The 12,725-nt window shown below is 72.6% G+C and carries 13 protein-coding genes; 11 read left to right on the plus strand and 2 right to left on the minus strand.

Going from position 1 to position 12,725, the window contains the following annotated elements; translation table 11 throughout:
- The first annotated feature begins 12 nt into the window (after positions 1-12).
- The 5 genes from ACIBK1_RS36065 (at position 13) to ACIBK1_RS36085 (ending at position 6,134) form a co-directional block, all read left to right on the plus strand.
- The gene (locus ACIBK1_RS36065; RefSeq protein WP_396740123.1) at positions 13-1,446 is read left to right on the plus strand and encodes an ABC transporter substrate-binding protein; all 1,434 of its coding nucleotides are present in this window, start codon (positions 13-15) and stop codon (positions 1,444-1,446) included.
- Positions 1,443-2,330 carry an ABC transporter permease gene (locus ACIBK1_RS36070; protein ID WP_030510252.1) on the plus strand — a complete coding sequence of 296 codons (888 nt, stop codon included), beginning with the start codon at positions 1,443-1,445 and terminating at the stop codon, positions 2,328-2,330. Before ACIBK1_RS36065 ends, ACIBK1_RS36070 begins: the two co-directional genes overlap by 4 nt.
- Positions 2,327-3,124 (plus strand): ABC transporter ATP-binding protein, encoded by a 798-nt coding sequence (locus ACIBK1_RS36075; protein ID WP_051762130.1) that lies wholly within the window; start codon positions 2,327-2,329, stop codon positions 3,122-3,124. The genes ACIBK1_RS36070 and ACIBK1_RS36075 overlap by 4 nt, the downstream gene beginning before the upstream one ends.
- Positions 3,125-5,887, plus strand: a complete 2,763-nt coding sequence (locus tag ACIBK1_RS36080; protein WP_396740126.1) for a fumarate reductase/succinate dehydrogenase flavoprotein subunit — start codon at positions 3,125-3,127, stop codon at positions 5,885-5,887.
- Between the two features lie 76 nt (positions 5,888-5,963).
- Positions 5,964-6,134, plus strand: coding sequence for a hypothetical protein (locus ACIBK1_RS36085; protein ID WP_396740128.1), 171 nt, complete (start codon positions 5,964-5,966; stop codon positions 6,132-6,134).
- Here ACIBK1_RS36085 and ACIBK1_RS36090 read toward each other — a convergent pair.
- Both ACIBK1_RS36090 and ACIBK1_RS36095 read right to left on the minus strand, forming a co-directional pair.
- On the minus strand, positions 6,127-7,233 hold the full coding sequence (locus ACIBK1_RS36090; RefSeq protein WP_396740130.1) for a YeiH family protein: 1,107 nt from the start codon (positions 7,231-7,233) through the stop codon (positions 6,127-6,129). The genes ACIBK1_RS36085 and ACIBK1_RS36090 overlap by 8 nt on opposite strands.
- Positions 7,233-7,370, minus strand: coding sequence for a hypothetical protein (locus tag ACIBK1_RS36095; RefSeq protein WP_197042788.1), 138 nt, complete (start codon positions 7,368-7,370; stop codon positions 7,233-7,235). Before ACIBK1_RS36095 ends, ACIBK1_RS36090 begins: the two co-directional genes overlap by 1 nt.
- A 138-nt stretch (positions 7,371-7,508) precedes the next feature.
- Here ACIBK1_RS36095 and ACIBK1_RS36100 point away from each other — a divergent pair, with 138 nt between their 5' ends.
- From ACIBK1_RS36100 to ACIBK1_RS36125, 6 genes are all read left to right on the plus strand, one after another.
- A complete protein-coding gene (locus ACIBK1_RS36100) occupies positions 7,509-8,825 on the plus strand; it encodes a lanthionine synthetase LanC family protein (protein ID WP_030510248.1) in 1,317 nt (438 codons plus the stop codon).
- Between the two features lie 21 nt (positions 8,826-8,846).
- Positions 8,847-9,995, plus strand: coding sequence for a sulfite oxidase (locus ACIBK1_RS36105; RefSeq protein WP_396740132.1), 1,149 nt, complete (start codon positions 8,847-8,849; stop codon positions 9,993-9,995).
- 83 nt (positions 9,996-10,078) lie between these two features.
- Complete coding sequence (locus ACIBK1_RS36110) at positions 10,079-10,507, plus strand: hypothetical protein (protein ID WP_396740134.1); 429 nt, start codon at positions 10,079-10,081, stop codon at positions 10,505-10,507.
- Between the two features lie 402 nt (positions 10,508-10,909).
- On the plus strand, positions 10,910-11,131 hold the full coding sequence (locus ACIBK1_RS36115; RefSeq protein WP_143734666.1) for a hypothetical protein: 222 nt from the start codon (positions 10,910-10,912) through the stop codon (positions 11,129-11,131).
- Between the two features lie 404 nt (positions 11,132-11,535).
- Positions 11,536-12,069 carry a flavin reductase family protein gene (locus tag ACIBK1_RS36120; RefSeq protein WP_036407998.1) on the plus strand — a complete coding sequence of 178 codons (534 nt, stop codon included), beginning with the start codon at positions 11,536-11,538 and terminating at the stop codon, positions 12,067-12,069.
- A 115-nt stretch (positions 12,070-12,184) separates the two neighbouring features.
- Positions 12,185-12,709: an NADPH-dependent FMN reductase gene (locus tag ACIBK1_RS36125; RefSeq protein WP_396724697.1), complete on the plus strand. Its 525-nt coding sequence runs from the start codon at positions 12,185-12,187 to the stop codon at positions 12,707-12,709.
- Positions 12,710-12,725 lie beyond the last annotated feature (16 nt).

A 12,725-nucleotide genomic window follows, 5' to 3' on the forward strand; every position in this document is an offset into this window, starting at 1 on the left:
AGGACACCCCCCATGCGTAAGCTCTTCGCCGCCGTGGCGCTGCTGGCCGCGGCCGGGTGCTCCGTGTCCGCCGGCGCCGACGACGGCAGGCAGACGGTCGTCGTCGGATACCAGTCGAAGACCATCAACACGGTCACGGCCGGGACCCTGCTGCGCGACCTCGGCTACCTCGAAAAGCGCCTCGGCGGCAGATACCGGGTCGAGTGGCAGGACTACGACACCGGCGCCCCGATCACCGCCAAGATGGTGGCCGGGAAGATCGACATCGGGTCGATGGGTGACTACCCGCTCCTCATCAACGCCTCCCGCACCCAGGGCGTGCCCTCCGCGCGGACCGAGCTCGTCTCGGTGACCGGCTACAACCTGCGCGGCGGGCTGAACGCGGTCGTCGTGCCCCCGTCGTCGGACGTGGAGACACTGGCCGGCCTGAAGGGGAAGAAGGTCTCGGCCAGCTCGGGCTCTGCCGGGCACGGCACGCTCGTCCAGGCCCTGGAGCGGGCCGGGCTCGACCCCGCGACCGACGTGGAGGTCGTGAACCAGCAGCCGCCGGTCGGCGCGTCCGCGCTGCAGTCGGGCAACGTGCAGGGATACGCCCAGTTCGTGGCCTGGCCGGGACTGCTCGTCTTCAAGGACCAGGCCCGGCTCGTCTACGACGGCTCCGCGCTCGGCGTGCCGACGTTCCACGGCGTGGTCGTACGGCAGGCGTACGCCAAGGAGCACCCCGACGTGCTCCAGGCGTTCCTCCAGGCCCAGATCGACGCGACGAACTACCTCCACGAGCATCCGGTGGAGGCGGCCGAGGCGGTCGCCGAGGCCACCGGACTGCCGCCCGAGGTGGTCTACCTCTACAACGGCCGCGACGGCATCGCCTCGTTCGACGTGACCGTGAAGCCGCAACTGCTGGCCGCCCTGCGGCACGACGAGAAGTACCTGAAGATCATCGGCGCCGACTTCACCGACGTCGACGTGACGACGTTCGCGAACGACTCCTTCATCAGGAAGGCGTACGGCGCCTCATACGACGCCGGCACCGCGAGCACCGTCAACGCGGCGAGGATCACCGGGACCGACGAGGCCTGCGGGACCGCCGTCAGCGACCCGGCGAAGGCGGGCGAGCTCTGGCTCGCCGGAGAGGACCGGCTGCGCCCTGCGGCCACCCCCACCTGCCTGCTGCGTCAGATCGCCGCCGCCACCGCGGGCGGCAGGGCCGTACGGGCCGCCTACGTGCCCGACGCGGCCACCGGGACGCACTGGTTCGCGGACAAATCCGTCTGGGTGCGCGACCCCTCGGCGGACGACGACGAGCGGTTCACGCCCTTCACCACCCGGGACGGCGCGCAGGCCTACGTGAAGGAGCACCCCCGGGCGCGAGTCGTCGGCTACGACGAGGCGCTGAAGGCCGCAGTGGGGGAGCCGAAGGCGGCAGCGGGAGGTGCGTCGCGATGAGCTCTCCAGCGTTGGACGCGACGATCGGCCCCGGTGCCCCCGCAGTCGAGAGGGCGGACGCCGGCACGGCGACGGGCCGGACGAGAACGGCGGCAGGCCTGCGCAGGTGGGCGGTCAGGCTGGCCTCCCTGGCGGCCGTCGTCGCGGTGTGGCAGTGGCTGACGACCGCGGACGCCCGCGTCGGGCTGCGGTTCGACCGCCTGCCCTCGCCCGCCGAGGTCGCGGCGGAGTTCGGCCGGCAGCTCGGCACCCGGATCTACTACCTCGACCTGGCCCAGAGCCTGATCCGCATTTTCACCGGGTTCGCGCTGGCGGCCGTGGCCGGCATCGCCCTGGGCGTCCTGGTCGCGCGGTCGCGGTGGGCCGGCGACGTGCTGCTGCCGCCCGTCGAGGTCGTCCGGCCGATCCCGGCGATCGCCCTCGTCCCGATCGCGATCCTGGTGTTCCCCACCGACGAGCAGGGCATCGTGTTCATCACGTTCGCCGCGGCGTTCTTCCCGATCATGGTGAGCACGCGGCACGCCGTACGGGCCCTGCCGACGCTGTGGGAGGACGCGGTCCGCACGATGGGCGGCGGGCGCGCGCACGTGCTGTGGAACGTCGTGCTCCCGGGCACAATGCCGGGCGTCTTCGGCGGGCTGTCCGTCGGCATGGGCGTCGCCTGGATCTGCGTGATCTCCGCCGAGATGATCTCCGGGGAGTTCGGCGTCGGCTACCGCACCTGGCACGCCTACACGGTGGTCGACTATCCGGCGGTGCTCGTCGGCATGGCGTCGATCGGCGTGCTCGGCTGGGTCGCGTCGGCCTCGATCGAACTGCTCGGCCGGCGCCTGACCCGGTGGCTGCCCCGTGGTGACCGGGGTGCGGGAGGGAACGTCCGATGAGCGCTTCCGTCGCAGCGGCCCCGCGGGTGGACGCCGGGCTCGCCGTCCGGCTGGAGGGTGTGTCCCTCGGTTACGGGCGGCACGCCGTGCTGGAGGACCTGCGTCTCGACATCGCCCCCGGCGAGGTCCTGGTGATCGTCGGCCCGTCCGGATCGGGCAAGTCCACCGTCCTGCGGGCGATCGCCGGACTGCTGGCGCCGCACGCCGGCCGGGTCCTGGCCGAGGGCGTGCCGGTCACAGGGCCATCGCCCGACCGCGCCATGGTCTTCCAGGACGACGCGCTGCTGCCCTGGCGCACGGTCCTGCGTAACGTCGAGCTGCCGCTGCGCATCCGCGGCGTGCCGAAGCGGGAGCGCAGGACGGCCGCCGAGAGCTGGATCGCCCGCGTCGGCCTCGCCGGCTGGGAGGACCGGCTGCCCCGGGAACTGTCCGGCGGCATGCGGCAGCGGGTGCAGCTCGCCAGGTCGCTGGCGGGCGCGCCGCGCGCGGTGCTCATGGACGAGCCGTTCGGCGCGCTGGACGCGCAGACCCGGGCCGGGATGCAGCGCCTGCTGCTGGACGTGCTCCGCGACACCCTCGCCACGGTCGTCTTCGTCACCCACGACGTGGACGAGGCGCTGCTGCTCGCCGACCGGGTCGTCGTGCTCGGGCAACGCGGCGGACATCGCGGCCGGCAGCCCGGCGGACAGCGCGGCGGACACGGCGGCATCGGCACTGTCCTGCGCGTGCCGGACCCGCGCACCCCCGACATCGACCGCACCGGGCTGCGCGCCCGCATCATCGAGGAGCTCTGAATGGACATCCCTGCCCCGGCGGACCGCACACATCTGGAATGCGAGGTCCTGGTGGTCGGCGGCGGCACCGCCGGGACCATGGCCGCGATCACCGCCGCCGAGCGCGGCGCCGACGTCATCCTGCTGGAGAAGGCGCACGTACGGCACAGCGGGGCGCTGGCGATGGGCATGGACGGCGTGAACAACGCGGTCATCCCCGGCAAGGCCACCCCCGAGGACTACGTCGCCGAGATCACCAGGGCCAACGACGGGGTGGTCAACCAGCGCACGGTCTACCAGACGGCCACCCGCGGCTACGACATGGTCCGCAGGCTGGAGCGCTACGGCGTGAAGTTCGAGAAGAACGAGCACGGTGAGTACGCGGTGCGCCGGGTCCACCGCTCGGGCAGCTACGTCCTGCCCATGCCGGAGGGCAAAGATGTCAAGAAGGTGCTCTACCGCGTGCTGCGCCGTCGCGACATCCGCGAGAAGGTGCGCATCGAGAACCGGGTGATGCCGGTCCGCGTGCTGACCAGTGAGGGCCGCGCGGTCGGCGTCGCCGGGTTCGACACCCGATCGGGCGCCTTCGTCACGGTCGCCGCCGGGGCGGTGATCCTCGCCACCGGCGCCTGCGGGCGGCTCGGCCTGCCCGCCAGCGGCTACCTCTACGGCACCTACGAGAACCCGACCAACGCCGGGGACGGGTACGCGATGGCCTACCACGCGGGCGCGGAGCTCAGCGGCATCGAGTGCTTCCAGATCAACCCGCTGATCAAGGACTACAACGGCCCGGCCTGCGCGTACGTCGCCAACCCCTTCGGCGGCTACCAGGTCAACGCCGAGGGGGAGCGGTTCGTCGACTGCGACTACTGGTCGGGCCAGATGATGGCCGAGGTCGCAGGGGAGATCGCCTCGGCCCGCGGCCCGATCTACCTCAAGACGAGCCACCTGCCGGACGAGACGCTCACCGCGCTGGAGAACATCCTGCACACGACCGAGCGCCCCACCCGGGGCACCTTCCACGCGGGACGCGGGCACGACTACCGCACCCACGATGTCGAGATGCACATCTCCGAGATCGGCCTGTGCGGCGGTCACTCGGCCTCGGGCGTCTGGGTGGACGAGAACGGCGCCACCACGGTCCCCGGCCTGTACGCCGCGGGCGACCTGGCCTGCGTGCCGCACAACTACATGATCGGGGCGTTCGTGTTCGGCGACCTCGCGGGAGCCCACGCCGCCGAGCACCACCGCACGCCGGACGGCCTGCCGGAGGACCAGATCGCCGACGCGCACGAGCTGATCTACCGCCCGCTGCGCCACCCCGACGGCCCGCCGCAGCAGCAGGTCGAATACAAGCTGCGCCGGTTCGTCAACGACTACGTCGCCCCGCCGAAGACCGCGAGGAAGCTGGACATCGCGCTGGAGACGTTCGAGCGGATGCGCGACGAGATCGCGGCGATGGGCGCCAGGACCCCGCACGAGCTGATGCGCTGCGCCGAGGTGACGTTCATCAGGGACTGCGCCGAGATGGCCGCCAGGTCCTCGCTGCTGCGCACCGAGAGCAGGTGGGGCCTCTACCACGACCGCGCCGACCTGCCTCGCAGAGACGACGACGAGTGGTTCTACCACCTCAACCTGCGCAAGAACCCCGCCGGGGCGATGGAGTTCGTCAAGCGTCCGGTCGAGCCCTACCTCGTGCCCGTCGAGGGCTTCGTACCCCGCCAGGCCGAGCCCGTCCTGCTCGGCGCGTACGGCACGGCGGGGCCGGCGCGGCGCAGGGCGGGCGGCCGGCTCGCGGTGGAGGCGATCGGGCGTTCGCCGCGCATCCTCGAACTCCTGCGGCTCGCCGACGGTGAGCCGGCGCTGAACCAGATCACCCCCTACCTGGAGGACGTCGATCCCAAGGTCCGCAGGGCGGCGGTCGCGACGCTGACCGAGACCGCGCCCCTTGGGGTGGAGTCCGCGCTCATCCGGGCCCTCGCCGACCCGCACGGCACGGTGCGGCGCGCGGCCGCCACCGGGCTGCGCGAGCTCGTCGAGGTGCTGCCCGCGACCGCCGAGTTCGGGGCGTCGCTGCGCGCGCTCGTCGCCTACACCGGAGAAGGGCAGGGCGGAGCGGCGGACCCGGTCGTCCGGGCGGCGGTTCTCGACGTCCTGCGGGCGCTGCGCCTCGGTGACGCCGCGTTGTTCGAGGCGGCGCTCGCCGACGCCGACACCCGGGTGCGGATCGAGGCGGTCAGGGGGCTGGTCGCGCTCGACGACGCGGAGCGGGTGGCGCTCGCCGCCGATGACCGGGACCGGGAGGTACGCGTCTGGGTGGCCAGAGGGCTGGGCGTCATCGGCCTGCCGGACGGCGCCCCCGCCGTCGCGCGGCTCGCCGCGGACTCCGACCCGCTCGTCCGGGCGGCGGCCCTGGAGGCGTTCTCCGGGCTCGGCCAGGCTCTTCGCGGGGAGCCGGGCCTCGCGGAGACGGCCGTACGGGCTTTGGCGGACCCGGCCTGGCAGGTGAGGGTCGGGGCGGTGCGGGGACTGGCCGCCGCCGACCCGGCCCAGGCGGTGGGGCCCCTGGTGGCGGCGCTGGCCGATCCGCACCTCGACGTGCGCAAGGCCGCGGTCCTCTCGCTGTCCGGGTGGGCGGCCCGGCCCGAGGTCGCCGCGGCCCTGCACTCCGCTCTCGGCGACTCCGACGCCGACGTCCGGGCCTACGCCCGCAGGGCGCTGGACGCCGCCCGGACCGCGGCGGCGGAAGGTTCCAGCGCGATCCCGGCAGGAGCGGCGTCATGAGCGAGCGCAGCGAGCGAATCGATGAGGACAGTGCGATTCGCGAATGCGACCCCGAGCCGCGAGGCGAGGGGGTGGCATGAGCGAGCGCAGCGAGCGAAACGATGAGGACAGTGCGATTCGCGAGCCCGGCACGCCGCCGGACCTCTTTCCTGGGGACACGCACTGGTACGACCTGCCGGACGACGACGCGGCGCCGGAGGAGGGCGAGGGCGGCGTGCTCGGATGGTTGGGCCGGTGGCTCAGGTGACGGTGAAGCCGCTGAACAGGACCGTGGCGAGCCCCAGTGCCAGCAGCACGTTGGCCACGGTGGCGGCGGCGAAGACGGCGATCGGACGCCACCCCGCCTCCCGGAGCGAGGCCACTCGGAACTCCAGACCGATGCTGACGAAGGCCAGGATGAGGAACCAGGTGCGCAGGTCGTTGGCGACGCCGACGACCGCCTTGCCCTCGGCCGCGCCGACCGTGGTGAGATACCACGTGGTCACCACAGAGGCCGCCACGAAGCCGAGCACGAACTTCGGGAACCGCCGCCACAGCTCGCCCGCGCCCGGCCGCTCGGCGCCGGGACGGCGCTCGATCCTGAAGGCGAACCAGGCGGTCAGCAAGACGACCACGACGCCGATCAGGGCGTTCTGGGTGACCTTCACGATGGTGGCGACGGCCAGCGCGTTCTCTCCGGCGAGGGCGCCGGCCGCGGTCACCGCGGCCGTGGTGTCGATGTTGCCGCCGATCCAGGCGCCGGCCACCTCCGGGCTCAGTCCCAGGGCCGAGGCCAGCGCCGGAAGGACGAAGATGGACGGCAGGGCGAATGCGATCACCAGGCTCGCGCTGTAGGCGAGCTGCTCGCGCCTGGCCTGTACGGCTCCCGCCGCCGCGATGGCGGCGCTGACGCCGCAGATGGACACCGCGGCCGACAGCAGCGCCCGGAGTTTGTCGTCCAGGCCGAGGCGGCCGCCGAGCCACCAGGTGAACAGGAACACCGCGCTGATCAGCACGATGCCCTGGACGATCGCGGGACCGGCCGCCGTGACGATCACCTTCAGGTTGATCGACGCCCCGAGGAGCACGAGGCCGGTCTTGATGAAGAACTCGGTGCGGAAGCCGGCGGCCAGGCGGTCGCGCAGCCCGGTCGCGGTGAGCACCGCGTTGCCGAGCAGGCCGAGGACGATCGCGTAGAAGGGATACTCGATCGCCTTGGCCAGGTCGGATCCCGCGAACCACTCGGGCACGCCCTTCTCCAGGGCTCTGGTGCCGGCGGCGAGGACGAGGACGGTGAGGACGCCCAGGGCGGGCCACTGCCACGCCGTGGCCCTCGTCGCGGTGGGGGCGGCGGCTTCGCTGCTCATCACGGCACCAGCCCCGTCGGGATCACGCCGGTGATGACCAGCACGAGGAGGACGAGGCCGACGATGGTGGCGGCCCAGTCCTCGTTGAACGCGGCACGGGTGTGTTCGGCGATGGTCGGGGGGTGTTCGTTGCTCACGCCGGACGCCTTTCTCGGGAGTGCGAGTGCTCGGCTCGACTGTGAGACGCTCATACCTAGTAAGTCAATAGGAAATACAGGAAAGGGCGGGAGTAGATAGTTGCTATTACCTACCAGGTTTGTGGGATAGTGGGGTCCATGGGCCCGGACCCGATCCGCTCATCCGGTGAGCGCGCAGAGACTCCGCTGACGGCCGCCATCATGGCAGGGCGGTGGATCCGTACGGCCGCGGTCGACGACGAGGGTGGCAGGCGATGGCGGGCCAACCCCGACCCACACGGCCGTCGGGCGATGCCCGGGGAGCCCGCCTCCCTCCACTCCGGCGCGGCCGGGATCGTGCTGTTCTTCCTGGAGCTCGCCGCGGGGACCGGGCACGAGGCCTACCTGGAGGACGCCCGCACGGGGGCCCGCTACCTCGCGTCGGCCTGGCGGCGGCAGGCCGACGTGTCGCTCCATCACGGCCTCGCCGGTGTCGTCCTCGCGCTGACCGAGGCCGGCTGGGCGCTCGGCGAGGAGCGTTTCGAGAGCGCGGCGGTCGCGGCGGCCGACAGGATCGTCAGGAGCGCCCGCGCGTTCGACGACGGCGGCATCGGCTGGTCGGGAGATGTCACGCTGCGCGGTGACGGCGGTGTCGTGCTGGGGCTGCTGCGCGCCGCGGCGGCGCTCGGCGTGCCGGCCTACGAGGAGATGGCCGTCGAGGCGGGACGGCGGATCGCGCGGCTGACCGCGCCCCGGGACCGGCCGACGGCGTGCCCGGCCGTGTCAGCGGAGGCGGCCCCGCCCGGCTTCCTGGCCGGCACGGCGGGGACGGCCTTCCTGCTCGCCCGCCTGTACGGCGCGACGGGAGAGGAGGCGTTCCTCGACGCGGCACGCCGCGGTGCGGGGCTCGTCCGGACCGCCGCGGTCCTGACAGGGGAGAGCGCGACCGTCACCGATCACCTGGGCTACTGCTCCGGCTCCGCCGGGATCGCGCGCATGTTCTACGAGCTGTATCGGGTGAGCGGCGACGGCGCCGACCTGGAGTGGGTGAGGCGGCTGGCCAGGGGCGTCAGGGAGTCCGGCGCGCCCTTCCGGCAGACCGCGGGCCTGTGGAACGTCGCCTGCCAGTGCTGCGGCACCGCCGGGCTGATCGAGCTGTACGTGGGGCTGTGGGCGGCGACGGGGGAGCAGGAGCACCTGGAGTTCGCCCGCAGGCTCGCCGACCACCTGATCGGCAGGGCGACCGGCTACGACGACCGGGGATACCGCTGGTATCAGGCGTACCGGCGGCAGCGCCCCGGCGAGGTGACGGCCGACACCGGCTACCTGACCGGGGCGGCGGGAATAGGGGCGGCCCTGCTGCACCTGGACGCGGCGGGACAGGCGGACCGGCCGCGCCGCGTGATCCTGCTGCCCGACAACCCCTTCCCGCCCATTCCCATGCCGGCCGTCGCCCTGCGGAGGCCGGCCGGCTGACCGCGGCAGGTGAGGAGGCGCATGACTTCCATCGAGGACGGCCCTGGAGTAAGGCGCGGCGCACGGCGTACGGCGCCGGAGGCGGCACCCCCGCCCGGCATCCGCAAGCCCCTGCCGCCCCGCCTGTTCGCCGTGCACGGCACGAACGCGGAGACCCGCTGGGAGGCGCTGCGCGGCGAGGACTACCTGACGCCGTACGACCTGTTCTTCGTCCGCAACCACACGGCGACGCCGCTGATCGACGCGGCCACCTGGCGGCTCACGCTGTGGGGCGACGCGCTGCGCGGCGGGCCGGTCGCGTTCACCTACCGGGACCTCCTCGGCATGCCGGCCGAGACCCTGACCGCGTTCATCGAGTGCGCGGGCAACGGGCGCCGCCTGTACGGCGAGCAGCAGAACCAGGAGGTGCCGGGCACTCCCTGGCGGCTGGGCGCGGTGGGGGTGGCGCGCTGGCGCGGCGTGCGGCTCGCGACGCTCCTGGATCGGGCGGGGATGAGCGGCAGGGCCGTCGCGCTCATGCCGCGCGGGCTCGACGCCGACTACGTCGAAGCGGGGGAGAACCTGGGGAGGGTGCGACGCCCGCTTCCCGTGGCCAAGGCGCTGGACGACGTGCTGGTGGCCTACGAGATGAACGGGCGGCCGCTGCCGCCCGACCACGGCCACCCGGCCCGGCTGGTGGTGCCGGGCTGGGTGGGCGCCGCCTCGATCAAGTGGCTGGGGGACATCGAGGTGTCGGCGGAGCCGCTGGAGTCGCCGTGGAGCACGCGGCTGTACCGCATGCACGGCCCCGGCCACCCGCCCGGGGGCGGCCCGCCGCTGACCCGGATGGGGGTCAAGAGCGCCTTCGAACTGCCCTGGCCGGCCCGCTTCGAGGCGGGGCGCGAGCATCTGCTGCGCGGCCGTTCGTGGTCGGGCCACGGGCGCGTGGTCCGGGTGGAGGTCAGCGACGACGAGGGCGTGTCGTGGCGGCCGGCCCTCCTGAGCGACGACCGCCACCCGCGCGGCTGGGTCCGCTGGACCTTTCCCTGGACCCCGCGCGAGGCGGGCAACCTCCGGCTGCTCGCCCGGGCCGCCGACGAGACGGGCGCCGTGCAGCCCGGCCGCGCGGCGTACAACCTGCTCGGCTACCGCTTCGACGCGGTGGTGCGCCACCCCGTCGTCGTCACCTGACCCGGTCGCGGTGTCTGGCCGATCCTCCCAGCGGTCGCAGGAACGGGGAACGTCCGCCTGGACGGCCATGGCACCATGACGGGGTGATCTCCGCTGACGAGCTCGTCGGCCGGCGGCTTGAAAAGGTGACGCTGTCGTTGCACGAGCACCCAAGCGATGACGAGCCCTCGCTGGTGCACATGTGGCTTCACGTGAGCAACCTGGGCCCCGTCCGCTTCCATACAGCGCCGGACGACTCGATCGAGCTGGCCCTTCATCGACCACACGGTGACTACGACATGGACGAGTGCGGCCGGGTCGTCGTCGCTCCCGCCCCGCCGGCCTTCCCGATGAGCGGTTTCCTCGGCCAATCGATCCAAGCGGTGAGGTACATCGTGGATCGACACCTCGATGCGGATATCGGGCTTCTGCTGGAGTTCGATCACGGCCGGGTGCGCGTCCTCAACCTGGCGGACGAGTTAGTCGTCACTGTCGGCGCCCTGCCGGACGAGACCGGGCTCAGCAGCCGCTGACACGGTCATCACGCCGGGCGGCGGGAACCACGGCATGACCGCGATCCTCTACCCCGGATCTATCGGTCGGGCTGCCTGGCCCCGCCTTGGGAATGTGTAGCCGCACAGAACCCCGTGCCCCCGCGGTCCCGGCCCGGCCATCATGGTGAAGCCGTCCCCCGTCGCCCGGACCCTGGCTAGAGTTTGCCTCTGATCTTTCAGCGGAAGGCGAAGGGTTCGCGGTTGGCCGGCCAAAATCGGGGACGCCCCGGGTGGATTCACGTCGGACCCCTGGAGAAGCGGCTGACACGGTGCTGGGGCCCGGACACCTTTCCCGACGCCGAGCTGCTCCTCGCCGTGATGACACTGGCCGCGGTGCCCCACGCCCTTGCGGTCTCGGCTGTTGAACGGAGAGGCGCGGCGATGAGCGTGATAATGCTTCCCGGCGGTGTGCTCCGCGTGCCGGCCGCGACCACCCTGCCCGACGGCACCAAAGTCGACGGCACCCGCGAGATTCGCCCGGACGACCCGGAATACCCGCACTGGCTGCCCTACGCCCAACGGGAAGCCGAGCTGTGGCATGGGGACGAGGCCGAGCAGGACCAGCGCATCCTGGCACGCTGGCGGCGCCGCGAAAGCGCTTGAACCAGCCGGGCTCACGTCCAGGTACGGCGGGCTCTTGTCTTTCTGCTGGTTGTCCAGTGGAGCCCTGATCGCGAGATTTTCCTGTAAAGCTAGTAGGAAATATTGACTTTGCTCTCGGGTGATCGTACGTTCGGTGGTATGAGCCAGGGCGTTCGTCTGACCCGGCGTTCGAGCGTGGACTACGGCCACGTCGCCAGCGCGCAGTGTTGTTGATCGTCGATCTTCCGTCGTCTTCGTGCCGATGAGAGGCCGGCCGCGGCACGCGGCCGCTCTCCTCGCGAGCCGTGCGCGACCACGTCACGTACGGTCCCGCCTCCATCCGAATCCCTGATCCCGCGTGCCGTACTGCCCCCGGCGGGCGGGATCGACTTCCAGAGCAGCTTGCGACCTTCCGGAGGATTGCCATGACGGAGACTCTGCTCGGCCCCGGCCTCGACGCCGACGACCACAAGCGCGGGCTGGACGCCGACGCCTACAGGCGCGCGCTGGCGGTGCACGCGGCGGGAGTCGTCGTGGTCACCGCGCGGAGCGGGGGAGTGCCGGTGGGGTTGACCGCGACCTCGTTCTCCTCGGTCAGCCTGGACCCGCCCCTCGTCTCCTTCTACGTGGACCAGTCGTCCACCACTTGGCCGTCGCTGCGCGCGGCGGACCACTTCGCCGTCAACGTCCTGGCCAGCGACCAGGCCGATCTCGCCGCCCGGTTCGCCCGCAAGGGCATCGACCGGTTCGCCGAGCCCACCCGATGGCGTCCGGGGCCGCTCGGGGCGCCCCTGATCGAGGACGTGTCCGCGCATCTGATCTGCCTGCCGTACGAGCGGGTCGGCGTGGGCGACCACGTCCTCGTCGTGGGGCTGGTCACCCAGGCCGAGGTGCGCGGGCCGGGGCGTCCGCTCCTGTACCACCAGGGCCGCTTCGGCCGGTTCATCGCCCACCCGTGATCCCGCCCCCGCTTCGCACGAACGCCCGTTCCGATCTGGAGGACCATCTGTTGACCATTCGCACGCTTTCCGGCGCGGACACCGGACAGGCCGAGCCGCACGAGGCGGTGGCCTCGTGAGCTCTCTCGTGGTGCTTGTCGGCAATCCGCGCGGCGGCTCCCGGACCCACCTCGCGGCCGTGGCGGCGGCCGAGGCGGTGGGGCGCCGGATCGGGCACGAGGCGCCGCCCGAGGTCGTGGACCTGTCCGCGATCGGGCCGCACCTGTTCACCCCCGGGCCCTCGCCGACCGTGGAGGTGGCGCTGGAACTGGTCGCCGGAGCGCAGGTGCTCCTGGTGGCCAGCCCCACCTACAAGGCCACCTACACGGGTCTGCTCAAGGCGTTCCTCGACCGCCTCCCCGGCGGCGCGCTGACCAGGACGGTGGCGCTGCCGCTGCTGGTCATGGGATCCCCCCGGCACGCCCTGGCCGTCGAGCTGCACCTGCGTCCCGTGCTGGTCGAGCTGGGCGCGCTCGTGCCCACTCCCGGCCTGGCCCTGCTGGAGGCCGAGATCCCCGACCTCGACCGGGTCCTCGCCGACTGGACGGATCGCGTCGCCGCGCAGGTGACCGCGGCATTGGAAAGGAGGGCGACGACGTGACGAGCACCCACGCCCC

Origin of the sequence: Microbispora rosea, assembly GCF_044460045.1 — a bacterium.
GTDB classification, from domain to species: Bacteria; Actinomycetota; Actinomycetes; order Streptosporangiales; family Streptosporangiaceae; genus Microbispora; species Microbispora rosea.